General features: G+C 69.8%; 25 protein-coding genes. 13 read left to right on the top strand and 12 right to left on the bottom strand.

The features are described from left to right. Window positions 1-18: 18 nt before the first annotated feature. From kdpC to CAP_RS04105, 7 genes are all read left to right on the top strand, one after another. Window positions 19-603, top strand: a complete 585-nt coding sequence (gene kdpC, locus CAP_RS04135) for a potassium-transporting ATPase subunit KdpC (protein WP_044236229.1) — start codon at window positions 19-21, stop codon at window positions 601-603. Window positions 604-631: 28 nt separating this feature from the next. Further along, window positions 632-3,370, top strand: coding sequence for a DUF4118 domain-containing protein (locus CAP_RS04130; RefSeq protein ID WP_044236430.1), 2,739 nt, complete (start codon window positions 632-634; stop codon window positions 3,368-3,370). Next, window positions 3,367-4,098 carry a response regulator gene (locus CAP_RS04125; protein ID WP_044236226.1) on the top strand — a complete coding sequence of 244 codons (732 nt, stop codon included), beginning with the start codon at window positions 3,367-3,369 and terminating at the stop codon, window positions 4,096-4,098. Before CAP_RS04130 ends, CAP_RS04125 begins: the two co-directional genes overlap by 4 nt. Before the next feature lie 102 nt (window positions 4,099-4,200). Further along, entirely contained in the window at window positions 4,201-4,671 is a 471-nt protein-coding gene (locus tag CAP_RS04120; RefSeq protein ID WP_044236225.1) for an SRPBCC family protein, read from the top strand. Beyond that, a complete protein-coding gene (locus CAP_RS04115) occupies window positions 4,668-4,994 on the top strand; it encodes an ArsR/SmtB family transcription factor (RefSeq protein ID WP_044236223.1) in 327 nt (108 codons plus the stop codon). The genes CAP_RS04120 and CAP_RS04115 overlap by 4 nt, the downstream gene beginning before the upstream one ends. 108 nt (window positions 4,995-5,102) lie before the next feature. Then, window positions 5,103-5,687, top strand: a complete 585-nt coding sequence (locus tag CAP_RS04110) for a DUF2239 family protein (RefSeq protein WP_044236221.1) — start codon at window positions 5,103-5,105, stop codon at window positions 5,685-5,687. Between the two features lie 60 nt (window positions 5,688-5,747). Next, on the top strand, window positions 5,748-7,157 hold the full coding sequence (locus CAP_RS04105) for an amidase (RefSeq protein WP_044236219.1): 1,410 nt from the start codon (window positions 5,748-5,750) through the stop codon (window positions 7,155-7,157). A 31-nt stretch (window positions 7,158-7,188) separates the two neighbouring features. On the opposite strand, the gene CAP_RS04100 is transcribed toward CAP_RS04105, so the two are convergent. Beyond that, window positions 7,189-7,833, bottom strand: coding sequence for a helix-turn-helix transcriptional regulator (locus tag CAP_RS04100; protein WP_044236217.1), 645 nt, complete (start codon window positions 7,831-7,833; stop codon window positions 7,189-7,191). Between the two features lie 118 nt (window positions 7,834-7,951). Between CAP_RS04100 and CAP_RS04095 the strand changes: the two genes are divergently transcribed. From CAP_RS04095 to CAP_RS04085, 3 genes are all read left to right on the top strand, one after another. Beyond that, a complete protein-coding gene (locus tag CAP_RS04095) occupies window positions 7,952-8,779 on the top strand; it encodes an SDR family oxidoreductase (RefSeq protein WP_044236216.1) in 828 nt (275 codons plus the stop codon). A 53-nt stretch (window positions 8,780-8,832) separates the two neighbouring features. Then, entirely contained in the window at window positions 8,833-9,858 is a 1,026-nt protein-coding gene (locus tag CAP_RS04090) for an aldo/keto reductase (RefSeq protein ID WP_231511071.1), read from the top strand. Window positions 9,859-9,983: 125 nt separating this feature from the next. Then, the gene (locus CAP_RS04085) at window positions 9,984-10,913 is read left to right on the top strand and encodes a D-2-hydroxyacid dehydrogenase family protein (protein WP_044236423.1); all 930 of its coding nucleotides are present in this window, start codon (window positions 9,984-9,986) and stop codon (window positions 10,911-10,913) included. Window positions 10,914-10,918: 5 nt separating this feature from the next. On the opposite strand, the gene CAP_RS04080 is transcribed toward CAP_RS04085, so the two are convergent. From CAP_RS04080 to CAP_RS04070, 3 genes are read right to left on the bottom strand one after another with little or no spacing between them, the layout of a single operon-like run. Further along, complete coding sequence (locus tag CAP_RS04080; protein WP_044236214.1) at window positions 10,919-12,154, bottom strand: acetyl-CoA C-acetyltransferase; 1,236 nt, start codon at window positions 12,152-12,154, stop codon at window positions 10,919-10,921. 32 nt (window positions 12,155-12,186) lie between these two features. Further along, window positions 12,187-12,771, bottom strand: a complete 585-nt coding sequence (locus CAP_RS04075) for a TetR/AcrR family transcriptional regulator (protein WP_044236212.1) — start codon at window positions 12,769-12,771, stop codon at window positions 12,187-12,189. 9 nt (window positions 12,772-12,780) lie between these two features. Next, window positions 12,781-13,515: an alpha/beta fold hydrolase gene (locus tag CAP_RS04070; RefSeq protein WP_044236210.1), complete on the bottom strand. Its 735-nt coding sequence runs from the start codon at window positions 13,513-13,515 to the stop codon at window positions 12,781-12,783. 139 nt (window positions 13,516-13,654) lie between these two features. Between CAP_RS04070 and CAP_RS55635 the strand changes: the two genes are divergently transcribed. Further along, complete coding sequence (locus CAP_RS55635; RefSeq protein WP_081864537.1) at window positions 13,655-14,020, top strand: SRPBCC family protein; 366 nt, start codon at window positions 13,655-13,657, stop codon at window positions 14,018-14,020. Here the strand turns inward: CAP_RS55635 and CAP_RS43695 are convergent. Continuing rightward, window positions 13,935-15,317: a DUF4259 domain-containing protein gene (locus CAP_RS43695; RefSeq protein WP_052374111.1), complete on the bottom strand. Its 1,383-nt coding sequence runs from the start codon at window positions 15,315-15,317 to the stop codon at window positions 13,935-13,937. The genes CAP_RS55635 and CAP_RS43695 overlap by 86 nt on opposite strands. A 149-nt stretch (window positions 15,318-15,466) precedes the next feature. On the opposite strand from CAP_RS43695, the gene CAP_RS04060 reads away from it, so the two are divergent. Continuing rightward, a complete protein-coding gene (locus CAP_RS04060) occupies window positions 15,467-16,960 on the top strand; it encodes a flavin-containing monooxygenase (RefSeq protein WP_044236208.1) in 1,494 nt (497 codons plus the stop codon). Window positions 16,961-16,992: 32 nt separating this feature from the next. Here the strand turns inward: CAP_RS04060 and CAP_RS04055 are convergent, their stop codons facing one another. Together CAP_RS04055 and CAP_RS04050 are read right to left on the bottom strand one after the other, a co-directional pair. Further along, window positions 16,993-17,889 (bottom strand): hypothetical protein, encoded by an 897-nt coding sequence (locus CAP_RS04055; RefSeq protein ID WP_044236205.1) that lies wholly within the window; start codon window positions 17,887-17,889, stop codon window positions 16,993-16,995. A gap of 155 nt (window positions 17,890-18,044) precedes the next feature. After that, the gene (locus CAP_RS04050) at window positions 18,045-18,530 is read right to left on the bottom strand and encodes an Rrf2 family transcriptional regulator (protein WP_044236203.1); all 486 of its coding nucleotides are present in this window, start codon (window positions 18,528-18,530) and stop codon (window positions 18,045-18,047) included. A gap of 89 nt (window positions 18,531-18,619) precedes the next feature. Here CAP_RS04050 and CAP_RS04045 point away from each other — a divergent pair, with 89 nt between their 5' ends. After that, complete coding sequence (locus CAP_RS04045) at window positions 18,620-19,573, top strand: AraC family transcriptional regulator (RefSeq protein WP_044236201.1); 954 nt, start codon at window positions 18,620-18,622, stop codon at window positions 19,571-19,573. Window positions 19,574-19,627: 54 nt separating this feature from the next. Here CAP_RS04045 and CAP_RS04040 read toward each other — a convergent pair whose 3' ends face one another. The 5 genes from CAP_RS04040 to CAP_RS04015 all read right to left on the bottom strand — a co-directional run bounded on the left by CAP_RS04040 (window position 19,628) and on the right by CAP_RS04015 (window position 25,072). Continuing rightward, a complete protein-coding gene (locus tag CAP_RS04040; protein WP_044236199.1) occupies window positions 19,628-20,524 on the bottom strand; it encodes an aminoglycoside phosphotransferase family protein in 897 nt (298 codons plus the stop codon). A gap of 209 nt (window positions 20,525-20,733) precedes the next feature. Beyond that, window positions 20,734-21,306, bottom strand: a complete 573-nt coding sequence (locus tag CAP_RS04035; RefSeq protein ID WP_156040477.1) for a hypothetical protein — start codon at window positions 21,304-21,306, stop codon at window positions 20,734-20,736. Window positions 21,307-22,908: 1,602 nt separating this feature from the next. After that, complete coding sequence (locus CAP_RS04025; protein WP_044236194.1) at window positions 22,909-23,880, bottom strand: SDR family NAD(P)-dependent oxidoreductase; 972 nt, start codon at window positions 23,878-23,880, stop codon at window positions 22,909-22,911. A gap of 9 nt (window positions 23,881-23,889) precedes the next feature. Beyond that, a complete protein-coding gene (locus CAP_RS04020; protein ID WP_044236193.1) occupies window positions 23,890-24,315 on the bottom strand; it encodes a VOC family protein in 426 nt (141 codons plus the stop codon). Between the two features lie 19 nt (window positions 24,316-24,334). Then, entirely contained in the window at window positions 24,335-25,072 is a 738-nt protein-coding gene (locus tag CAP_RS04015; protein WP_044236191.1) for a TetR/AcrR family transcriptional regulator, read from the bottom strand. Window positions 25,073-25,116: the final 44 nt, after the last annotated feature.

The raw sequence follows: 25,116 nt of genomic DNA, 5'->3' as shown, positions 1-25,116 counted from the left end.
GACGGACAGGAGCTTCGCATGGGAACGCTGATGCGCGCTGCGCTGGTGCTGCTCGGGGTGTTCACGGTGCTCACGGGGGTGGTCTATCCGCTGGCGGTGACCGCGGCGGCGCAGGGGATGTTCCCGCGCCAGGCGAACGGGAGCCTCGTGCACGCGGAGGGTGGCGCGGTGGTGGGCTCGGAGCTGATCGGGCAGCCGTTCGAGGCGCCGCGGTACTTTCAGGGCCGTCCCTCGGCGACCGGAGCCCACCCGTACAACGGGGGAGCGTCGGGCGGGTCGAACCTGGGGCCGCTGAACCCGGCGCTGCGGGAGGCGGTGGCGGGGCGCGTGGAGGCGCTGCGGACGGCCTCCGGAGGGAAGCCGGGCGTGCCCGTGGACCTGGTCACGGCGTCGGGGAGCGGGCTCGACCCGCACGTGACGCCGGCGGCGGCGCTGTTCCAGGTGGGCCGGGTGGCCCAGGCACGGGGGCTCGACGAGGGGCGGGTGCGGGCGCTGGTGGAGGAGCACGTGGAGGGGCGGACCCTGGGGGTGCTCGGGGAGCCGCGCGTCAACGTGCTGCGGCTGAACCTGGCGCTGGATGCGCTCCCGGAGCGCGGAAGGTGAGGCGCGTGAGAGACTGGCGGCGCACGTGATGAGCGAGCGCAACGAGCGCGGCGAGCGACCCGATCCCGATGCCCTGCTCCGGCGGGTGCAGGAGGAGGAGGCGCGCGCCCACCAGGGGAAGCTGAAGGTGTTCTTCGGCTTCGCGCCCGGCGTCGGCAAGACGTACCGGATGCTGCAGGTGGCGCGGGACCTGGTGATCGATCAGCGCGTGGAGGTGGTGGTCGGGCTGGTGGAGACACACCGACGCCCCGAGACCGCGGCGATGGTGCTGGGCCTGGAGCTGCTGCCGCGGCGCCAGGTGACGTACCGAGGGCGGGTGCTGGAGGAGCTCGACCTGGACGCGGCGCTTTCGCGCAGGCCGAAGGTGCTGCTGGTCGACGAGCTGGCGCACACCAACGCGCCGGGGTCGCGGCACGCTAAGCGCTGGCAGGACGTGCTGGAGCTGCTCGACGCGGGCATCGACGTGCTCACCACGGTGAATGTGCAGCACGTGGAGAGCTTGAACGACGTGGTCGCGCAGATCACCGGGGTGCGGGTGCGGGAGACGATCCCCGACAAGATCCTGGATCGGGCGGACGGGATCGAGGTGGTGGACATCGCGCCGGAGGAGCTGCTGCAGCGCCTCGCCGAGGGGAAGGTGTACCTGCCGGACCAGGCGCAGCGCGCGGCGGACCACTTCTTCCAGCGCGGGAACCTGCTGGCCCTGCGGGAGCTTGCCCTGCGGAGGACGGCGCAGCACGTCGACGAGGACGTGCAAGCCTACCGGGAGCGGCACGGGGTCTCGGTGACGTGGCCCGCGGGGGAGCGGCTCCTGGTGTGCGTGGGGCCAGCGCCCAGCTCGGGGCGGCTCATCCGGGCGGCGGCGCGCATGGCGGCAGGGCTGCGGTGCCCGTGGGTGGCGGCGTACGTGGAGGCGGCGCCGCTCGGGCGGCAGGGGGACGAGGACCGGGCGCGGCTCGAGGCGCACCTGCGGCTGGCGGAGTCGCTGGGGGGCGCGGTGACCCGTCTGTCTGCAGGGCGGGTGTCGGAGTCGCTGCTGGGGTACGCGCGGCGGAACAACGTCACGCGGCTGATCATCGGCAAGCCGACGCACTCGCGGGTGCGCGACAGGCTGCGGGGCTCGCTGCTCGACGAGGTGGTGCGCGGGAGCGGCGACATCGACGTGCACGTGATCAGCGGCGACGCGGGGGGGGCGCGGGAGGGTGGAAAGCCGCGGGGGGCAGGCGCGCCGATCGCCTTCGCGCCGTACGGGTGGGCCCTCGCGGCAGTGGCGGTGGCGACGGCCGTGGCGACGGCGATCCGGTCGGTGCTGGCCGTGCCGGAGCTGGATGGGCTCTACCTGGTGGCCGTCATCGTGGTGGCCATGCGGCTCGGGCGGGGGCCGTCGATCCTGACCGCGGCGCTCGGCGTGGCGGCGTACGACTTCTTCTTCGTGGCGCCGCGGTTCACGTTCGCGGTGGCCGACGGGCGCTACTTCCTGACGTTCGCGATGATGTTCGGGGTGGGGTTCGTGGTCAGCGAGCTGACGACGCGGCTGCGGCGGCAGGAGCAGGACGCGCTGGCGCGGGAGGAGCGGACGGCGGCGCTGTACGCGCTGAGCCGGGACCTGGGCCGGGTGGAGGTGCCGTCGGACGTGGCCGCGGCCGTGGTGCGCCACGCGGCGGAGGTGTTCGAGGCGGCCGTGTTCGTGCTGCGCGCGGACGATGCGGGCGCGCTCCAGCAGCTCGGGGCGGCCCCCCGAGGAGCGATCCTGGAGGCGAAGGAGATGGGGGTGGCGCGGTGGTGCCACGATCACGGGCGGATGGCGGGGCTCGGCACGGACACGCTGCCCGGGTCCAGGGCGATGTGCATGCCGCTCGGGATCGGAGCGTCGCGGCTCGGGGTGCTGGCGCTGGCACCGAAGGCCAAGGCGCCCCTGCGGGTCGAGCAGCGCGCGCTCCTGGAGGTGTTCTGCCGGCAGGCGGCGTTCGCGTTCGAGCGGGCGCGGCTCGCGGAGGAGGCGCGGGCCTCGGCGCTGCGGGCGAAGACGGAGGAGATGCGCAGCTCGCTCCTCTCGGCGGTGTCCCACGACCTGCGCACCCCGCTGGCAGGGATCACGGGGGCGGCGACGGCGCTGCGGGATGACGGTAACCTTGGTGAGGGGACGCGCAGGGAGCTGCTGGAGTCGGTCTGCGACGAGGCAGAGCGGCTGGAGAGGCTGCTGGCGAACCTGCTCGACATGACCCGGCTGGAGGCCGGGGGGCTGTCGCTGAAGCGGGACTGGGTGCCTCTCGAAGAGGTGATCGGCTCGGCGCTGACCCGGCTGGAGGCGCGCCTCGGAGAGCGGCAGGTGGAGATCTCCATCCCCGCGGAGCTGCCGCTGATGTGGGTGGACCCCGTGCTGTTCGGGCAGATCTTCGTCAATCTGTTCGAGAACGCGGCAAAGTACACGCCGCCGGAGTCACCCATCGTGGTGAAGGTGCGGGAGGAAGGCGGGGTGGTGAGCGTGGAGGTGATGGATCGAGGGCCTGGGCTACCGCGAGGGGCGGAGCAGCGGGTGTTCGAGAAGTTCTTCCGGGGAGCGCACGTGGGGGTTTCCGGGGTGGGGCTCGGGCTTCCGATCTGCAGGGGAATCGCCGAGGCACACGGGGGGACGATGCAGGCGGAGCAGCGGGAAGGGGGCGGGGCGATGTTCCGGGTGACCGTGCCGCTGGGAGGAGAAGCGCCGCAGATGCCGCCGGAGCCGCCGGAGCCGCCGGAGGCGCGGAAGAGCGAGGGCGGCGCATGAGCGAGCCGGGGGCGCTGGTGCTGGTGGTGGAGGACGAGCCGCAGATGAGGAAGTTCATCCGGGCGTCCCTCACCTCGCACGGCTACCGGATCGTGGAAGCCGAGCGCGCAGGAGAAGTGGTAGCGCTGACGACGAGCCACAATCCGGACCTGATCCTGCTCGACCTCGGTCTACCCGACGGGGACGGGCTCGAGATCACCCGGCAGGTGCGGGAATGGAGTCGGATCCCCATCCTGGTCATCTCGGCGCGAGGACGGGAGGACGACAAGGTGGCCGCGCTCGATGCCGGAGCCGACGATTACCTCACCAAACCCTTCGGCGTGAACGAGCTGCTGGCGCGGATGCGGGTCGCGCTGAGGCATGCGCAGCAGACGCAGCAAGGCGGCGTGGGCGGCGCAGGCGGCGCGACCACGGCGGTGATCGAGATCGGCAAGCTGCGGGTGGACCTCGCGCGGCGAGAGGTGCGGGTCGGCGGAGAGGAGGTCCATCTGACACCGATCGAGTACAAGCTCCTCACGCTGATGGCGCAGCATGCGGGGAAGGTGCTGACACACCGGCAGATCCTGCAGGAGGTGTGGGGGCCCGGGTATGCGGCGCAGACGCACTACGTGCGGGTGCACATGGCGGAGCTGCGGAAGAAGATCGAGGCGGACCCGGCGCGGCCGCGCCTGCTGGTGACGGAGCCGGGGGTGGGGTACCGGCTGAGGGATCGCGGCCCCGGGGAATAGGGCCGGAGAACAGCGCGCCTCCTCCGGCGAGACGGGTGGCGTCTCATCAGCAACCTTTTTGTTGCATAACGAGTCCCGAGGAACCATCTTGCAACCAAGAGGTTGCATATGGTTACCGACGTCATCGAGAAACAGGTCGTGCTCCGCGCTCCCCGGTCCCGCGTCTGGAAGGCGCTGTCGAACGCGAAGGAGTTCGGGAGCTGGTTCGGCACCAAGCTGGAGGGAGGGGAGTTCACGCCTGGAGCGCATGTCCAGGGGCCGATCACCCACAAGGGCTACGAGCACCTGATGTGGAACGTGACCATCGAGCGCGTCGAGCCCGAGTGGCACCTGTCGTGGCGCTGGCACCCGTCGGCTATCGACGCGAACGTGGACTACTCGGGTGAGCCGACCACGCTGGTCGTCTTCGAGCTGACGGAGGTGCCCGAGGGGACGCTGCTCCGCGTCACCGAATCGGGCTTCGATCGGCTCCCTCCGGAGCGGCGCGCCTACGCCTTTCGCAGCAACGAGGAAGGCTGGCAGATCCAGACGGAGAATATCGCCAAGCATCTCGGGGTAAGCTCGGGGGGATGAGGCTGCTCCACGTGCGTGACTCCGTCTCGGTGTTCGCGGCGCTGGGCGACGAGACGCGGCTCCAGATCGTCGCCCGGCTCTGCAAGGAGGGCCCGGCGTCGATCGTGCGGCTCAGCGAGGGCTTCGCGATGAGCCGTCAGGCCATCACCAAGCACCTGCACGTGCTGGAGGGCGCCGGGCTCGTGCGGGGAAGCCGGCCAGGGCGGGAGAGCGTCTGGGAACTCCTGCCCGAGCGCCTCGACGTGGCGCGGGCCTCGCTCGACCAGATCTCGGCGGAATGGGACGCGGCGCTCGGGCGCCTGAAGGACTTCGTGGAGAAGTGAGCCCTCGGCTGCCACGGCAGCACGACCGGAAACGCAGCCCCTCCGAGCCTGTCGCAATTCTACCCGGGTACTATTGACGAGAAGATTTACCCGGGTATAACCCTCCGGGTGAACGACGAAGCTACGTACACAGCCTTCGCCGGCCAGCGGCGCCTCGCGTCGGGCGACCTCGCACAGGTCCTCCAGCGGGCGCAGAAGCGCGCTGCGCGGGACCCGCACGAGGTCGTCCTCCTCTTCGAGGACAGGACGGGCCGGCAGATCGATTTCAACCCGCAAAGCACCGCGGAGGAGGTGGTTGCCCGCGCGGCCCCGGCGCCGCCGCGCGCAGGTCCCGGGCGGCCCAAGCTCGGGGTGGTGAGCCGCGAGGTCTCGCTGCTGCCGCGGCACTGGGAATGGCTGGAGCAGCAGCCCAACGGGATCTCCGCGGCGCTGCGCAGGCTGGTGGAGGAGGCGAGCAAGCACGATCCCGGCAAGGAGCTGGCCCGGCTCTCGCGAGAAGCGACGAGCCGGTTCATGACGGCGATGGCAGGAAACCTGGCCGGCTACGAGGAGGCGTCACGCGCCCTGTTCGCGGAGGACAAGGCGGCATTCGAGGCGCTGATCGCCGGGTGGCCGAAAGACATTCGTGGGTACGTCGCGCACCTGGCGTCGCCGTGCTTCCAGCAGGGAAGCGCCCCCACGAAGCGCGACTGACCCGGCGCACGACAACGCACCGCCATTGAACGTCCAGCGACGGACGAAGGGACGGAGTCCATGAATCACACGCTCTGGAGACTGTCGGCCGCGGAGATTGCCGCGCTCATTGCCCGCGGGGAGGCGTCGGCGCTCGACGTGGTCCATGCCCACCTCGATCGCATTGCTGCGGTGAATCCAGCAGTGAATGCGGTGACCAGTCTCCTCGCGGAGAGCGCCCGCGACGCGGCACGGGAGGTGGACCGTCGGCGCGCGGCCGGCGAGACGCTCGGGCCTCTGGCTGGCGTCCCCTTCACGGTGAAGGAGAACATCGACGTGGAAGGCTCGGCGACCACGAACGGCGTGCCAGCGCTGCGCCATGCCGTGGCGCCGGCCGACGCCCCCGTGGTCGAGCGGCTCCGCAAGGCGGGAGCGATCCCCATCGGCAGGACCAACCTGCCGGACCTCTCGCTCGGCTTCCACACGCGCAGCCAGCTCTTCGGCGACACGGTGAACCCCTGGGATGCGGGCAGCTCTCCCGGCGGCTCCAGCGGCGGCGAGGGCGTGGCGCTGGCGACCGGCATGTCGCCGCTCGGGATCGGCAACGATGCAGGGGGCTCCGTGCGCATCCCGGCGCTGTTCGGCGGGGTGACGGCGCTGAAGCCGAGCTACGGGCGGTTCCCCGGCGACAGGAGCGTGGGGCCGCGGGACATGAGCCTGGCCTCGCAGGTGATCCCGGTGGACGGCGTGCTGGCACGCACGGTCGCCGATCTGCGGCTGGCCTTCGGGGTGCTCGCGGGGCCGGATCCCAGAGATCCGCGGGTGGTACCGGCGCCCCTCGAAGGGCCACCGCCGGCGCGACCGATCCGGGTGGCGCTCGTCGCCGACCCGGGAGGACAGGGCGTCGCACCCAGCGTGCGCGCTGCCGTGGAGAGCGCCGCGGCTGCGCTGCGGGACGCCGGGTACGTCGTGGAAGCGGCGGACGTGCCTCGGCTCGGCGAGGTCGCCGATACCTATGGTGGCCTGGTGATGACCGAGTTCCACCTCGTCAGCGCGATGCTGGAGCGGCTGCTGGGCGCCTACGGCAAGCAGTACATCGCGTACGCGATGGCGCTGCAGAAGCCGGTGGACCTCGCGACGTACGTGCGCCTCACGGCGGTCCGGCAAGGGCTCCAGCGCGACTGGGCGATGTTCCTGGCGCGCTACCCGATCGTGCTCGGCCCGGTCTTCACCGAGCCCGCCGTGCCCGTGGCGTTCGACGTCCAGGGCCTCGACGAGCACACGCGCATGGGGAAGGCCATGCGGCTCTGCGCCGCCACGAACCTCGTCGGGGTGCCCGCGGTGGCCGTGCCCACGGGCGTGGTGGACGGCTTGCCCCACGGGGTCCAGGTGATCGGCAGCGCCTACCGCGAGGACCTGTGCCTCGACGCCGCGGCAGCCATCGAGGCGCGGCTCGGGCGGTTCACGCCGATCGAGCCTACCGTGGTGTGAGGCGATAGACACGGCCGGCAGGGTGCGCACGTCACGGCGGGACGACGCGCACCACCTCGGCGTGGGCGATGCGGTCGAGCCGGAAGTGCCGCCGCTCGCCGCTCGCCGCGTCGATCGCATCGATGCGGGTCTCGTGACGATCCATGAGGATGGACTGGATGCGGATCTCCCGCGTGGTCTGGACGTGGTTGCCGTCGACGTAGATGATGCGCAGGGGTTGATGCTCGAACCAGGCGCGTTCGAGCGCCGCGCGCACCTCCTTCTTGCTGGGGATGGCCGGAACTCCGCTGAAGGACAGCTCGGACAGCCGCACCAGCAGGTCGCGCTGGGCCGACGTGGAGAGGGCGGAGCGCACCTTGTCGAGGGCCGACTGCAGGGTGTCCGTGAACGGGAGCAGGCGCATGTCGATGGCGAAGCGCCCCAGGGCCACGAGGAGGGCTGCCTCCCGGGCCGTGAAGTTCACGGGCGGCAGGCTGTAGCTGCGGTCGAGGGCGTAACCGCCACCGCGCCCGCGCTCGGCGGCGACGGGCATGGCCGCGGCCCGCAACGCGTCGAGATCGCGGTAAATGGTGCGGATGGTGACGCCGAAGCGCTCGGCCAGCGCCTCTGCGGTGACGCCCGTGCGGCGCCCCCGCAGGTACTCGGCCAGGGCGAAGAGGCGCTCGGTCCGCTGCACGGCGGGAGCCTCGCACGGTCGGACGACGGTGTCAGGCAGGACCGCTCGGCGCTGCCCCGAGAGATTCGCGATCCCCTCCCTCGCTCACCCCCGCTATCGTCACGGCAGGTCATTCATCATGAGCACAGACACCCCTCCGACTTCGAGCTCCACCGAGAGCGTCTTCCGTGACGGTCTCTTGCAGGGAAAGACGGCCTTCGTCACCGGCGGGACCAGCGGGATCAACCTGGCCATCGCGGCGCGCTTCGTCCGGGCTGGCGCGCGGGTCACGGTCCTCGGCCGCAACCCGGAGAAGGCAGCCCGCGCCCAGGCCCACCTCGCGGCCCAGGGCGGAGACGCCCTCGCCCTCACCGCGGACGTCCGCGATTACGCGGCCGTCGCCGGCGCCCTCGCGAAGAGCGTCGAGGCTTACGGCCCGATCGACATCCTGGTCAACGGAGCCGCCGGGAACTTCCCGGCGCCCGCCCTGGGGATGTCGTCGAACGGCTTCAAGGCCGTGGTCGACATCGACCTCGTCGGCACCTTCAACGCCTGCCGCGCCGCCTTCGAGCACCTGCGCAGGCCAGGCGCGAGCGTCCTCTCCATCTCGGCGGGCCAGGCCCAGCACCCGGCCGTGGTCCAGGCCCACGTGTGCGCGGCCAAGGCGGGCGTCGACATGCTGACCCGCGTCCTCGCCATGGAGTGGGGCCCGCTCGGCGTCCGCGTCAACGGCATCGCCCCGGGTCCCATCGCCGGCACGGAGGGCATGCAGCGCCTCGCCCCCACCGAAGAGATCCGCAGCAAGGTGACCGAGGCCATTCCGCTCCAGCGCTTCGGCACCGTGGACGAGATGGCGGAGATCGCGCTCTTCCTCGTCAGCCCCGCGGCTTCCTACATCACGGGCACCGTCCTCATCGCCGACGGCGGCCACATGCTCGGCGGATTCGGCCTGAAGCCCATGGGCTGACCACCCTCCCTCCTCGCCTCTCCCTTCCCCCGTGTCACACTCGGTGGAGTTCCATGGACCACCTGAACCGCCGCGGATTCCTGCACGCATCGCTGGCCGTCTCTGCAGCCATGGTCGCCGGCTGCACGCGAGACAAACCGGAGTCCAAGCTCAGCGCCGCCCCGGAGACGGGCCAGACGGGCGTCGGCGCTCCCGCGAGCCCGCCCGTGAAGCCGGAGACCAGCCCCCCCGCCCCCCAAGCCCAGGAGAACGCCCCGATGCTCACCCGCCCCATCCCCAGGACCGGCGAGGCCATCCCGGTCATCGGCCTCGGCACCGCGCGGACCTTCGACATCGACTCCAGCAACGCCGACGAGCGCGCCCCGGTGCTCGACGTGATGCGCCAGTTCCTCACCGGTGGTGGGCGCCTCATCGACTCCTCCCCCATGTACCGTCGCGCCGAGGCGGTCACCGGCGACCTGCTCGCCGAGCTTCAGGCCATCGGCAAGCCGTTCCTGGCGACCAAGGTGTGGACGAGCGGCAAGCGCGAAGGCATCGAGCAGATGGAGCGCTCCCTCCAGCGCATGCGCACCACACGCATGGACCTCATGCAGGTGCACAACCTGCTCGACTGGAAGACCCAGCTCCCCGTGCTGCGCGAGTGGAAGCAGGCCGGCCGGATCCGCTACCTCGGCGTCACCCACTACCAGCTCGGCGCCTTCGAGGAGCTGGAGAAGCTCCTCCGCACGGAAGCCCTCGACTTCATCCAGCTCCCCTACAACCTCGCCGTGCGCGAGGCCGAGAAACGGCTCCTCCCGGCTGCCAAAGACACCGGTACCGCCGTGCTGGTGATGCGCCCCTTCGACGAGGGCAGCCTGTTCGAGCGCGCCAAGGGCAAGCCCCTCCCGCCCTGGGCCGCGGACTTCGACTGCACGAGCTGGGCGCAGTTCTTCCTGAAGTTCATCCTCGGCCATCCGGCCGTGACCTGCCCCATCCCCGCCACAGCGAAGCCCAAGCACATCGCCGACAATCTCCAGGCGGGCCGTGGCCGCATGCCGGATGAAGCCACCCGCCAGAAGATGATCGCCTACCTTGCGTGACCCAGGCCGACCCCGTGAGCACCGCCGCTTCCTCCCCTTCCTCCTCCCCTACCCCCTCCTCCTCTGTCCCCCCTTCGCCGCTGCGCATCGCAGTCCTCGAGGATTACCAGGGCGTGGCCCGGAGCATGGCCGACTGGCCATCGCTCGCCCCCCGCGCGGAGGCCACCTTCTTCCACGACGTGGTCTCCGACGTGGACGCGCTCGTCGAACGCCTCGCTCCCTTCGACATCCTGGTCCTGATGCGCGAACGGACACAGGTCGGCGCCGACCTCATCGCACGGCTGCCCCGCCTCGCCCTCATCACCACCATGGGCACGCGCAACGCCGCCATCGACCTCGGCGCCGCCCGCGCCCGCGGGATCGTGGTCAGCGGTACCGAAAAAGGCCCGCACGCAGAGCTGGCGACGCCGACCCTCGCCTGGGGCCTCGTGCTGGCGCTCACCCGCGGCATCGTCGGTCAGGCGACCTCGGTGCGCCAGGGCGGATGGCAGCGCGAGATCGGCGTCGACATCGAAGGCAAGACGCTCGGCCTCCTCGGCCTGGGCCGCATCGGCCGCCAGGTGGCGAGGTTTGGCCAGGCGTTCGGCATGACGACCATCGCCTGGAGCCAGAACCTCACGGACGAAGCAGCCGCGTCGGCTGGCGTGCGCCGGGTCGACAAGGACACGCTCTTCGCGGCCTCGGACGTGCTCTCCGTTCACCTCGTGCTGTCGGGGCGCTCTCGCGGGCTCGTCGACGACGCAGCCCTCCGGCGGATGAAGCCCACCGCCTACCTCGTCAACACCTCGCGCGGCCCCATCGTGGATGAAGCCGCGCTGCTCTCTGCCTTGACCGAGCGCCGCATCGCGGGCGCCGCGCTCGACGTGTTCGACGCCGAGCCACTCCCCCAGGGCCACCCCTTCCGCACCCTCGACAACGTCCTCGCGACGCCGCACATCGGCTACGTCACCGAGAACGGCTACCGCTCAGGCTACGGCCAGATGGTCGAGGACATCCGCGCCTTCCTCGACGGCCGCCCCATCCGCGTGCTCGGCGACGACGCGACCTGGCGCTGACGACGTCAGATCCGTTCGAGGATGGTCGCGATGCCCTGACCGCCGCCGATGCACATCGTGATCAGCGCCGTCTGCCTGTCGCTCCGCTCCAGCTCGTCCAGCGCCGTGCCCAGCAGCATCGCGCCCGTCGCCCCGAGCGGATGGCCCAGCGCGATCGCGCCTCCGTTGACGTTCACCCGATCAGGATCGATCCCGAGCGCGCGCTCCGTCTGGAGCACCACCCCCGCGAACGCCTCGTTGATCTCCCAGAGGTCGATGTCGCGCGCCTTCATCCCGGCCAGGCGCAGGGCCTTCTCGCTCGCGGGCGCGGGCGCCGTGAGCATCAGCACCGGATCGCTCCCGACGGTCGCCATGGCCCGGATCCGCGCCCGCGGCTTGACGCCCTTCTCCTTCACGTACCGCTCCGAGGCGAGCACCACGGCGCCTGCACCGTCGACGATCCCGCTCGAGTTCCCGGCCGTGTGCAGGTGCTTGATGGCCCCGGCGCGCGGGTGCGCCGCGAGCGCGATCTGATCGAGCGTCTCGCCGTTCGGCCCGGCCACCACCTCACCGAGCCCCACGAACGAAGGCTTGAGCGCCGCGAGCCCCTCGGCCGTGGTGTCCGGCCTGGGGAACTCGTCGCTCTCCAGCACCGCCGCCCCCGTGCGCGGGTCCTTCACGGCGAACAGCGACCTGGCGAAGCGCCGCTCCTCGATGGCGCGCGTCGCCCTCTTCTGCGAGCGAAGCGCCACCGCGTCGATCTCCTCGCGCGAGAAGCCCTCCAGGGTGGCGATGAGGTCCGCGCTGATTCCCTGGGGCACCTGGAACAGCCGCTCCCTGAGGTGCAGGTTGTTGCCATCCTGCCCCCCGCCATCGGCCCCCATCGGGACGCGCGACATGCTCTCCACGCCTCCCGCGACGGCGAGGTCCATCGCCCCCGACGCGACCGCCATGGCGCCGAAATTCACGGCCTGCAGGCCCGACGCACAGAAGCGGTTCAGGGACACTCCCGTCACCTCGATGGGCCACCCGGCGGCGAGCACCGCGTTCCTCGCGATGTTCGCGCCCTGCTCTCCCACCTGGGACACGCAGCCGACGATCACGTCGTCCACCTCGCCCGCAGAGAACACGCCCCGCTGCTCCAGCGCGTTCAGCACCTGGGCCAGCAGCTCCTGCGGGTGAATCCCCGACAGGGCGCCCTTGCCTGCCTTGCCGCGCCCTCTCGGCGTCCGTACCGAATCGATCACGTAGCTTCTGGTCATGACTCACCTTCCGTGGCTTGGGATGCGTTGCCTCACGTCGCCTCGTTCTTCACGATGGCCTCACCGAACTTCCTCGCGGCGCGGAGGAACTCGTCGCTGAGCTGCGAGCCCCCGACGGCCCTCGACAGCGAGAGCGCGCCGTACATCATGGCGATCACCGCGAGCGCCTTCTCGTGACGCGCCTCATCGGGCTCGAGCAGATCGCTGAACAGCTTCACGAACGCGACGAGCTCGCCCTCCAGGGCCCCCCGGTACGGGTCCCCTTCCCGCGCCACCTCGGGGGCGATGCTGGGCAGCGGACACCCGAGTTCCGGGTGGTCGCGGTGCTTCCGCGACAGATAACGCCGGATCACGCTCACCGCCTTCTCCTCCGGCGTGTCCCCCTTCGCCGTGGCCACCAGCCCCTTCCACATGGCCTGCGCCGCGCTCCGGATGGTCTCCGTGAAGAGGTGCTCCTTCGAGTCGAAGTGCCCGTAGAAGCCGCCCACCGTGAGCCCGGCTCCCTTCATGACGTCCATCACCGAGCTGCCGCGGATCCCCCGCTCGCGCAGCAAGGACGACGCCGAGGCGAGGATGGCCTCGTACGACCTCTGCTTCTGCTCTGCCTTCTGGTTCATGGCCTGACCTCAGTTCCGGATCACATCGGCGACCGCCGCGGCGTGCGTCAAGGGGATCATGTGCGCCGCGCCCGGCACGACCATGCTCGTCGCGCGCAGCGCTTCCCCGAGGTGCCGGGCGGTCGCTCTCGGGGCGATCCGCGTGTGCTCTCCGATCAGGATCGTGGTGGGAGGCGGTGACGCCGCGAGCTCCGCGAGCCTGGTCGTGTCCGATCGCGCCTCGATCATCTCCAGGCGGATCTTCGGCGCGAGCCCGGTGATGACGGCGCGCGCCCTCTGCCCGAGGGTGTCCCACACGCCGGCCCCGCTCCAGTGCTCGACGAAGGTCCGGGCCGCCGCAGCGTGGTCCGGCAGGCGCTCCATGAACCGGTCGTACTGGCCCTGCATCTCGGCGTAGCCCTCCTCCTCACCCTGCTCACGCAGCACGCTCACCAGCACCGGATCGAGGAGCGTGAGCCGTGTCACCCGCGCGCCCAGCGCCCGCCTCAGATGGAGCCCGTACATCACCCCCACCGAGTGGGCGACGAGGTGCATCTCCCCGATGTCGTGCGCGTCGAGGAGCCCCTTCAGGTAGGCGACCTCCTCCGCGATGCCGTACTCCGCGCTGGGAGCCGGGGCGCTCCCGTAGCCGAGCATGTCGGGCACGAAGACCCGCCGCGGAAGGGCCCCGAGTTCTTTGAAGACGGCGCCCCACGAGTAGGACCCGTTCGCCGAACCGTGGAGGAGCACCAGCGCTTCGTTCATATTATGTTTATAATATTTCTATCGTCATCGGTCAAGGCGGGGCCCAGGTTGACTGCTGTCAGAGCGGGCTGCGCGACGGTCCGCACGCCTCGCGGAGCGACGACCTGCTGCGCAGGCGGTGACCAGGAGACCAGGACCGATGACCACGTCCGAGCAAGCGATCACCATCGTCCGCATCCTCGACGCCTCCCCCGAGGCGCTCTACGCCGCGTGGACCGACCCGCAGCTCATGCAGCGCTGGATGGGGACGAGGGTCAAAGCCGATGTGCGCGTCGGCCCGACGGGGACGAGTTCGCCTGTCGACGAGCGTCCACCCGTCCGTCGAGGCGCGCGACGGGCACCTGTAGTCGGGGATGGAACACGGGGCGGCCGAATCGCTCGATCGCGTCGCCGCGCTCGTCGAGGTGATGGCGTAGCGGTCAAGCGCCGAGCGCTTCCTTCAGCGACGCCACCCAGCCACGCAGGCCAGCGCCACCATCGGGCGCCCCATCCCAGATCAGCCTGAGCTCCGCATCGCGGGTGATCACCCGATCCGCGAGGGTGCGCGCAGCGCGTAGCGCCTTGGCGAGGTCGGCCGCGGTCGGGGGTGCCGGAAGGCGCCCGGCCAGCGCGGTGGGCCAGTGCTCGGCGGGCCAGGTGCCGCGCCAGAGGGCGACGAGGCCCGCGAACGCATAGGACCGTCGCTCGGCATCCTCGCTGGGCCGGCCGTATCCGGTCTGTCCATCCGCCACCATGCACAAGCTCTGCACGGCGTTGTGAAGCCCCGTGTCGGCGATCCACCCGAGCAGCGCCTCCAGGTACACGAGGTCGCCGAAGGGACCGGGCGTCGTGACCTCGCGTCGAGCAGCCCAGGCGGCTGCATGGTCGGCATGCAGCGCCGCTTCACGCGCGTCGGGCGATCGCACGCGCGCAGGGGGGCGGCTGCCCAGCGCGACGGCACGGATGGCGTCCTCGTCGTGCATCAGGAACAGCTCGTGCTCACGCACTTCTTCGTAGGAGACGATCCGGACGCCGCCGCCGCTCGCCGTGCTGAGAGCATACTCCTCGATCGCGCCGCACTCGTCCGCGTAGGCCTTCTTCCCTCGCAGCTCCTTGCGCAGGGGGACGTTCGCGAGGACCTGGCCACGGCGCAGGATCTTGTTCACGGCAGCGGGCACGCGGCGGGCGGGGTGTCCTTTCACGGCGGCGAGCGCCGCTGCTTCGTCAGCAAAGGTGCCCTCGAACACGGCCACCTCACTGGAGCCGACGACCTGCACGATCACCAGCTCCGGGGACGGCGCTGCAGCGGGCGCGAGAGCCTCCTGTTGCCCACCGCCTGCCTCCCGGAGAGGCCCACCCGTCCGCAGCGCGATGACATCTCCCGGCTTCGGCTTCGGCACCTCACGGGGGCCGGCGCTGGCCGCCTCCAGGCGCTTGCGGAGGTCCGCGATGGCCGCGTCGAAGAGCGCGCCGTCTTCGCCCTCGTGCCAGAGGTCGGCCAGCTCGGAGGTCGCAGGGTCGGCGATCCGGGGGAGCACCTCGAGGGCGAGGCGCCGGTGCTCTTCCTTGGGGGCCAGCTTCGCGACCACGTCGAGGAGGTGACCGTCGAGAGAGGCGGTGTCCCCCTGGCCAAAGGCGAGGGCGACCAGCTCGCAGGCGGCCCAGCCCGCGCCCGTATCGTCGATCTCGAGGTACGTGTCGGCGGGCGCCCTGGCGAGGTGCCGCAGGACCTTCGCGAGTGTCCGCGAGGGTGAGCCCTGCGCCTCGGCGAGGAAGTCCCCAGCAGCGTCGTTCTCGAAGGGACCAGAACCCCAGGTGCCCATGGCGGGCGTGTGTACCACGGGTCTGTCGCGCAGCGCGCGCCCCTCCGACACGGTGTTGACGGTAAATGCGGTGTCGATACGGTGCGGACAGGCCTCACCGTCATGGGTCCCGCACCTGTCTGGCTGGCCCGAGGACCCCAGGAGCTGACATGACCCTCGAACACCTCGACGTGCTGATCGTGGGCGCTGGCCTGTCGGGCATCGGCGCCGCGTGCCACCTCCAGGCGAAGAGCCCGGGGAAGACCTACGCGATCCTCGAAGCCCGCGACGCCATCGGGGGGACGTGGGACCTCTTCCGCTACCCGGGCATCCGCTCGGACTCGGACATGTACACGCTCGGCTACACCTTCCGGCCCTGGGAGGAGGCCAAGGCCATCGCGGACGGCCCCTCGATCCGGAGCTACATCCGCGAGACCGCGCGCGACCACGGCGTCGACGAGAAGGTCCGCTTCGGCCACCGCGTGGGGCGCGCCGACTGGTCGAGCGCCGACGCCCGCTGGACCGTGGAGGTCACGCGCACCGGCGCCGACGCAGGCCCTGACGGCGGAGAGACGCTGCGCCTCACCTGCAGCTTCCTGTTCATGTGCAGCGGCTACTACCGCTACGACGAGGGCTACAGCCCCCGCTTCGAGGGCAGCGAGCGCTTCCGCGGGCAGGTCGTGCACCCCCAGCACTGGCCGGAGGATCTCGACTACGCTGGCAAGCGCGTGGTCGTCATCGGCAGCGGCGCCACGGCGGTGACGCTCGTCCCGGCCATGGCCGAGCGCGCGGCCCACGTGACGATGCTCCAGCGCTCACCGACCTACATCTTCTCGCTCCCCTCCCGTGATGCGCTCGCGGACAAGCTGCGCGGGGCGCTGCCGGCCAAGGTCGCCTACCCCATCGTGCGCTGGAAGAACGTGCTCCTCTCCACGCTGACCTACCAGCTCAGCCGGCGCTCTCCGGGGACGATGAAGTCGCTGATCCGCAAGGGCCTCCAGCGCGCGCTGCCGCCGGACTATGACATCGACACCCACTTCAAGCCGACCTACGACCCCTGGGATCAGCGCCTCTGCATCGTGCCCGACGGGGACCTGTTCGAGGCCGTGAAGAGCGGCAAGGCCTCCGTCGCCACCGGCAAGATCGAGACGTTCACCGAGACGGGGATCAAGCTTGCGTCGGGCGAGGAGCTCGCGGCCGACATCATCATCACCGCCACCGGCCTGAACCTGCTCGTCTTCGGGGGGCTGACCCTCTCGGTCGACGGCAGGCCCATCGATTACCCGAAGACCGTGAGCTACAAGGGCACCATGCTCTGCGGCGTGCCGAATTTCGCGTACACGCTGGGCTACACGAACGCCTCCTGGACGCTCAAGGCCGACCTCGTGAGCGGCTACGTGTGCCGGCTCCTCAACTACATGGACGCGCACGGCTACCAGCAGTGCACGCCCCTCGCGCCAGACCCGTCGGTGCCCACGGGGGCCTTCCTCGACCTCCAGTCGGGCTACGTGCAGCGCTCCCTCGACGCGCTCCCCAAGCAGGGCGCCGTCGCGCCCTGGCGCCTCCACCAGAACTACGCGCGCGACGTGCTGCTCTTCAAGTACGGGCCCATCGACGAGAGCATGGAGTTCTCGAAGGCAGGGCGTGCCGCGTCGACGCGCTGAGGCTGCCCCGGCGGCGCGCTGAGGCGTGCCGCTCAGGTGCGCAGCGCCTCGACCACCTTCCCCATCGACTTGAGCCGGCTCTCGCGCCACGGCCTGTTGGCCGTGGTGAGCACGCCTTTGTCGAGTGCGTCGGCGTCCTTGTCGTAGAGGCGCATCCCGCGCTCTCGCTGGGGTTTGCTGAAGCTCTTCCAGCGCTCTTGCTCGGTCCCTGGCGCACCGAACCCAGAATGACCGCCGCCGAGCGCGGTCACGGCGGCGTCCTGGACCTCGGGACGCTCGTCACTCCAGGCGTCGAGCAGGAGATCGACGCGCCTCGCCTCCAGGTCCGGAAACCGGAGCTCGAACGTCTTCAGCCTTCCGGTGCGGAAGGCCTCGTACGCGACCACTGCCCAGTCGTCGATCGGCAGCGCGGGGTTGAACTGCCACGCGGCCCTGCAAGGCTCCCTCAGCGACAGGAGGTCGACCGCGACCGCGGCGCGCTCGCCGGAGAGCTCGGAGCGGACCGCCGAGAGCCAGTCAGGACCGGCCTCCAGGATGGTGGTGAATACCTCCTGCCCTGCGCGCTCCGAGGGAGAACGGCTGCCCTGACGCGGGGCCGGCTTCGGGGGGGCTCGCCTGGAGAGCGACTCGTTTTCCCACGCGGTGCGCGGTGGGGCGGCCGCCGCGAGCCTGGAGAGCTTGGCGCACCTTCTGTCAATCTGCTCGACGTTGCACATCCAGAGCGGGGTCCCCATGGCGTCGAACATCGGCAGGAGACGCTCGTTCACGAGCGCCTTGGAGACCTGGATGACGCCGAAGTTGCTCCCGCAAAATGCGCACTCGGGATCCAGCGTCGTCCAGTTGGTGACCGCACGCGCGCCCGCGTGTTCGTGTCTGCCCGCGACGACGAGCTGAGGGACCTTACCGACAGTCGATTGCTTCTTCGCCATCGGCGCATGAGACCAGAACGCCGAGCCTGTACAGAATGACCCCCTGCGCCATTGAAGCAACACTGCGCGCCAGGGGGAGGCACCGCGACGTGACAGGGCGGTGGCTGCGCGTGGCAGGGCGGCGACCGCGCGTGAGCGGGCGGCGACCGCGCGGCTCACTCCACAGGACGCGAGGCAGGGCGGCGCGTCGGTGTCGCGCAGGCGCCCTTCTTCGCGTGGCGTACAGCTCTGGGCCGGACGTCGTTCGCGAGGTCCGCCACCGAGACGCTCCGCAGCCGCGTCAGGAGGAGCGCCTCGGCCTCGTCGAGCGCCTCCCCCACGGCGCGGTTCACCGCCTGCTCGATGAGGCACCCCGGCGCCTCGTCACGGTGCCCGATGCTGAAGAGCGCCGGCATCCCGAGCGCGTCGTACACGTCCCCGAGCGTGACCGACGCGAGGTCGCGCGCGAGCGACCACCCCCCACCATGTCCCTTCTCCGAGTGCACGATGCCGGCCTCGCGCAGCCCCGCGAAGGTCCGCCGCACGACCACCGGGTTCATGTTCATCATGGGCCCGAGCGTCTCCGAGGTGATCACCCCGCCCACCTCCTTCATGTGCAGCAGGATGTGCAGAGCGACCGAGAGCCGGCTGTCCCTTCTCATGGCACCTTTTCTGTTGCGTGAGAAGCTGTGCGTCAAGAGCAGGCGCGGGTGCACGGCGCGTTCCCCTTATCGTACGGTTCGCATCGTCCATGCAGCCGCCGGCTGGAGACCCCATCAACGACGTCATCCACCTGCTCCGCCCGGAGGCCATCCTCTCGGCGGGTCTGCTGGCGCGCGGCCGGTGGGGCATCCGCTTCGAGGGATATCCCCACGTGAAGTTCGGCACGATCGTGGCCGGCCACTGTGTGATCCTCGTGGAGGGTCGACGCCGCGCCGTGCGCTGCGAAGCGGGTGACGTCTACCTGCTGGGCAACCCGCCGGCCTACGTGATGGCGAGCGATCTGCAGGCGCCACGCCTCGACGCGAAGCCGCTGTTCAGCGACGCCATCGACGGCGTGGTCACGCTCGGAGCCGCCGACGCGGGCCCAGCCACGCACATCGTCGGCGGTCATTTCATCTTCGACCCGTCGAATGCGCACCTGCTCATGAACGCCCTGCCCCTGGTGCTGCGGGTCCCAGCAGCAGCAGCGGGGCCGCTGCGCGAGCTTTCGGGTCTGCTCGTGCGCGAGCTGGCCGAGCAGCGCGCGGGGCGCAAGCTCGTCCTCGACCACCTCGCGCAGCTCATCCTCGTCCACGCCATGCGCTCTGCGGACGTCGGCGGTGTGCAGCGTCGGGCGAGCTGGCTGCGCGCCCTCGCCGATCCGCAGATCGGCCTCGCCCTCCGGCACATCCACGCCGACGTCGGCGCGCGCTTCAGCCTCGACGACCTCGCCGCGACCGCGGGGATGTCTCGCTCCGCCCTGGCCCTGCGCTTCAAGCAGCTCGTCGGCCGACCCCCGCTGGACTACGCCATCGCCTGGCGGATGGACCTCGCGCGCGACGCCCTCCGCACCACGGACCGCGCGGTCGGCGAGCTGGCCTTCGCCCTCGGCTACGCGTCGGAGAGCGCCTTCAGCGCCGCCTTCCGCCGCGTCGTCGGCACCTCCCCCCGCGCGTACCGTCAGGAGGCGCGCGCCACGGCGGTACGGCGGAACGACTCCTGAGCTGGGCCGAGGCTTGTTGCGTGGAGGCGTCCGCGTCGCGCCGGGGCTGTGCCGTCATTGCGCCGCAACTTCGGCGGCCTGAAGCATCTGGCTCCCCAGGGGTTGCATGCTCATGGTGACGAGCAGGAGCCCGGTGGAGACGCGTTCCACGGCACTCCACTCCCAGATGGCATCGGCGCCGCACCCGGTGAGAGAGGCCAGCTCGCGGGCATTTCGTCGAGGATCCACCCTCATCTGCTCGGGTGGATCTTCGCGGAGGATCACGCCGAGGTCGTACTCTGGCTCGGCCAGGAGCCCGTCGGGATCGACGAGTTTGAAGCCCTCACCCGCTTCGAGCACGTTGAACTCGTGAACGTCGCCATGGACGAGCACCGCGCGCGCCTCGTCGTGCGCGGCAATGCGACGCTCTGCCGCGGCCCACGCATGGTCGACGACCCTCGCCGAACAGGGACGGCCAGCGTCCTCCCAGGTCTTCACGATGAAACGCTGAAGCCACGCGCCTTTCTCGGCGCCGGTCGGGAATCCATGGCCGGACGCGGGTCTCCACATCCGCTGCGCGGTGCGGCACATGATGTCACGCCGCTGCGATTCAGGAAGGCCGAGAGCGGCGAGCGGTCGGCCCAGCCGCTCGAGGAGCAGAGCGCCTTTGCGTTCGTCGGATGCGAGGACCTGCGCACAACCCCGACCGTCAGCGAGGCGCAACGCCTTGATCTCTCGAAGGACGGAGTCGTCCTCTTGAGGCATGAGCACCTTCAACACGGCCGGTGTCCCATCGGATCGGCGCGCTTCCGCGACGAACGCCTCCGTGCCTGTCGTGAACGATGCCCCGAGCCTGAGTGACCACTCCGTTTCGAGCTGCGCGACGAGGTCCGGCAGGGCATCGAGCCAGGCCTGCGCGCCAGCCGCGATGGCCTTCTCGCGCAGGGCAGAGGAGACGAGGAGCGCGACCATCGGCGGATTTGACCAGAGCCCCTCGGTGCCGTCGATCCCCCAGGGCGAAAGTGCGCATTCTTGCGACGAAGCCGAGACCATCGCGATTGCGCGACAAAGAAAAGGCGCAGCGAAGACCCGCGTCCCGGATCCTCCCTGCGCCTTGCTGATTGCGATCCCCAGAGACCCGCAATGCGAATCACCCGGGAATCACCCCTTCACGCCGCCGCTCACACCTGCTGCCGCACCTCGGCCTTCTTCTCGGGGACGAGCCGCTCCTCGGCCTCCTCGGCAGCGGCTTCCTCGGCGGCGGCCTCCTGCGCGGCAGCCTCCTCGTTCTTGCGCCGCGTCTTCGCCGCCAGCTTGCCCGTCTGCCCGTGATAGCCGACGGTCCGCTCGAATGCCGTCATCAGCGTCGGGTCGGTGCGCTTCGCCGCCTTGCGCACCGCCTCCACCACGAGCGACACCATCCCCTCGCGCTCGTCCTCGAGGTAGACCTCGGTCTCCATGGCCACCTCGGCGAGCTTGTTCACGGCCACCTTGAACGCGCGCACCTGCTCGATCCGCTCGTTCATGGAGGCGAGCTGCGCCCCGAAATCCGAAGCAATCCGCAGCGCCGCCGCATGCAGCGGAAGCCGCGTCATCAGCTCCTGATCCACCTTGTCCCAGTCGGTTTTTTCGCGCCGCAGCCCGCGCGTGCCCCTGTCGGGCAGATCGACGAGCACCCCATCGAGGTGCTGGAAATCCAGGGTATGAGACCCCGCATACAGCTTCACTAATAGCGTCGTCGCCATCGTCGTCATTCCTCTGTGTGTTGGTGCACTCCGGCTGGAGCGCGTGCGCAGTTCACGTACCGGCCGCGGGACGCCCGGTCGGTACAGCCACACTTCATGCATTCGCTCGGATCGATTGTCAATCCCCACGATTGCAATTTCATGAACGCACAGGACGCGATCCGCCATTCTGCCATCGCACCCACGGCGACATCACCCGCGCCCAAGACCGACATCGCCACCGCTCACGATCGCCGTTCCAATCGTCTTGCTGGCACACAGAATGCTAAACGCCGCGCAAAGCAGGTGTCGTGCCACCACACTTCGATGCAACATCCGATGGAGCGGATGGCTCTCCACCCAATGAGCAGCTCCTGAAAACGACTGTCAGCCGGCAACGCGCATACGCCATGCTCGCTGCAGCAGAACCAGATCCAGACCGACATGTGGGACAACCCGCGCCCAGGTGTCGCACTCTCGCTCCAGCAGGTCGCATCTCTGTTCCAGCAGGCCGCGGTCTCTCTCCACCAGGCCGAAGAGCCCGCGCCAGCACGTCGAAACCCTGCGGCGGGAGTTCGCTGACCGCCCCCCGGAACGCCGAAAGCCACATCGGTGCTCGGTGTCCCGGAGCATCAGTCTGGCGATGCACCTCACCGGGATCGGCATTCGTGTCAGTGAATCCACATCGCCCGACGGCAAACGCCCTTCACGTGCCGGCGAAGCGCATTCACGTGCCAGCGAAGCGCGTTCACGTGCCAGCGAAGCGCGTTCACGTCACAGTGGTGCCAGCTCACCTGACTGCGTGCTCCACCCCCCTCAGAGACGACGCCTACACGTGGCAGGGATGTCCCCTTCCCTCGAACGCGAACACCCTTCACGTGACAGAGAAGCGCGTTCACGCGCCAGCAGTCTCCGTTCACTGAACGTCGGTCTTCCTTCACGTGACAGCGAACCTGATCCACGTGACAGCGAACCTGATCCACGTGGCAGCGAACCTGATCCACGTGGCAGCGAACCTGATCCTCGTGGCAGCGAACCCTGCTCATCCCACCATGTGTGCCGACCCTCGTCGGCAAAGCTACCTTCACGTGACAGCGAAGCGCATTCGCGTGCCAGTGGTCCGCGTTCTCTGATCGTCGGTCTTCCTTCGCTCGCCAGTAGTCCCACTTCCCGTGCCAGTAGTCCCACTTCCCGTGCCAGTGGTCCGCGTTCTCTGATCGTCGGTCTTCCTTCGCTCGCCAGTAGTCCCACTTCCCGTGCCAGCGGTCCCACTTCCCGTGCCAGCGGTCCCACTTCCCGTGCCAGCGGTCCGCGTTCCCTGAACGTCGGTCTTCCTTCTCTCGCCAGCGGTCCCGCTTCTTGTGCCCGCGGTCCGGGTTCGCTGGCCCGAGGTCCCGTTTCGCGCGCCCGTGATCTGAGTTCCTCGATCGTCGAGCATCCTTCATCAGACCCCGGCCGCGCTCCGCGTGACCGCGAGCGCACCCCACGTGCCAGCAGCCCGGCTTCGCGCGCGAGAGAGCGTCTTCCAGAGGAGGGAGGACCCAGGTCGTGCCCGGCCACGAACGAAGGGTGTGCCAGCACCTCGAACCGGACGTTCAGGGACGCGAACGCGAGCTGGGCCGGCGGCCGCCCTCAGAAGTGCTCGCGCACCAACCCCTCGCTCATCGCCCAGAGCGCTGCCGCCCGCGCGGCATCGAGCGCATAGGGACGCACTCCTTCGTCGGTGGGCTCGATCGGGTCGAAGGTGACCCTGGTGGTGACATGGCAGTTCTCGCAGTAGCGGCCACCAACCTCGTCAGCCGCGGCCACCACGCCAGCCCAGACCGAGGTCGCCGCGCCTTGCATCACTGTCTTCAACGCGAATGGAGGTTTACCTCGAGCAACGAGGTCAGCGTTGGTTCGCTCGACCATGGCCCTGAGGGAGTCGGCGGGGAGGTGACGCCCCAGCGGCGTATGGATGACGCCCGGGTGCACTGCGGTGGCACGCACGCCGCGCTCGCGGAGGCGCCGATCGAGTTCCACCGCAAACAGGATGTTCGCGGTCTTGGAGCGCCCATAGGCGACAAACGGCTCGTAGGGCGTGTGCTCGAAACGCGGATCGTCGAGGTCGACGTCCGAGTAACGATGCCCCGATGACGCAAGCGACACCACCCTCGCGCCGGTCCGGAGCAGGGACCTGAGCCGGTTGATGAGCACAAAATGCCCGAGGTGGTTCGTGCCGAATTGCACCTCGAATCCATCCTCGGTAAGTCCGAACGGACACGCCATCACAGCGGCATTGGCGATGATGACGTCGAACGGCTTCCCCTGCCTCAGCAAGTCGTCGGCGCAACGGCGCACGCTGGCCAGCGAAGCGAGGTCCAGCTCCACCAGATCGAGCCGACCGGATCCGGCACTTGCCGCGCGCACCTCACGGGTCGCGGTTTCCGCTTTCTCAAGGTCACGCGCGGCGCCCACGACGTGGGCTCCGTGGGCGACGAGCGCGCGCGCCGTCTCGATACCGAGGCCGGAGGACACGCCAGTGACCAGGATGTGCTTGCCGCCGAGATCATGGCTCTCGAGCACGTCGTCTGTGGTCGACGTCGCTCCAAGGGACTGGGGCATCGTTGTCTCCTAGGACGCCTTGTACTCCGTCGCGACATCCAGGACCCACGTCGTGCCGAAGCGATCCTTGAGCATCCCGTACAGGGGCGCCCATCCCGACGGCGCCAGGGGTTGCGCGATGGTGGCGCCAGCGGAGAGCTTCTCCCAGAGCGCGGTGATCTCGGCGGAGGAATCGCCGCGGACCGAGACGAAGAATGCGTTCTCGCCTTGCTCCCAGGGCGTCCGGGAGGGCACGTCATAAGCCATCACTCGGAAGCCGTTCTCGGCGGCGACCTGGCCCCACATCACCTGCTCGGCCTCCGACGGAGCCTGGATGCTGTGGGCGTCCTTGTAGGTGACGATGGTGATGTCACCACCGAATACGGACTGGTAGAACTCCAGCGCCGATCGGGCATTGCCACGGAAGTTGAGGTGATTGGTAACGCTCACGGTCATGACGTTCTCCTGTGCAGGTTCAGGGTTTCGAGCGTTTCCGCACGCTCGTGGTTCTTCGGGGTGACGGGGATCCGTCGACCCTTGAGGCGGTGTGATCAGATCGGTGATCTGACAGATCTCGTGGCAAGTCGGAGGGCTGATTGCGGAGGGCCGGCATGACGACTCCGTCGACCATCGACACCAGGAAGGCCAGGTCGAACGGCTTGCGCTGGACCAGGGCGCGGTAGGCGGCCATCGACGGGATGACCTGAGACAGCGTCCCGATGTCAGCAGACGCCGAGATCTCACCGCGCGCCACGGCTCGCTGCATCAGCGCGAAATGCGCTTCGGCCCACGGCTCGACGACCGCGCTGTTTGCTGCGTCGGCGAGTTCCTGCTCTTGCGAGAGGAGCGAGGCGAGACCGCTCATGATCTTGAGCCTGCGTTCTCTTTCTTCGATCGACTGCGGCTTGAACAAACCGAGCAGGTCTCCGCGGAGCGTGCCCGTGTCGGGGAGACGCTCGAGATCGACCTGATTGCGTTTCATGTGCGCGACGGCGTCGATGACCAGCTCGGCCTTCGACGTCCAGCGGCGGTAGATGGTCGCCTTCCCGGCCCCGGCCCGCGCGGCCACCAGGTCCATCGTCAACCCTGCGGCGCCCACCTCGGCGAGGACCTCGAGCGTGGCGTCGAGGATCTGCGCGTCACGCGAGGGGTCTCGCTTGCGCCCTGGCTGCGCGGACTCGACCTCGACGGACCCGTCATCGTGCTGAGCCATGCAGTCACCTCGTCCTCGGTGCGTATCGGTACTGCTTAGTTTCG

Origin of the sequence: Chondromyces apiculatus DSM 436, assembly GCF_000601485.1 — a bacterium.
Classification (GTDB): domain Bacteria; phylum Myxococcota_A; class Polyangia; order Polyangiales; family Polyangiaceae; genus Chondromyces; species Chondromyces apiculatus.
The sequence above is the reverse complement of the archived record's forward strand: the minus strand, read 5'-3'. Positions and strand labels throughout refer to the sequence as shown.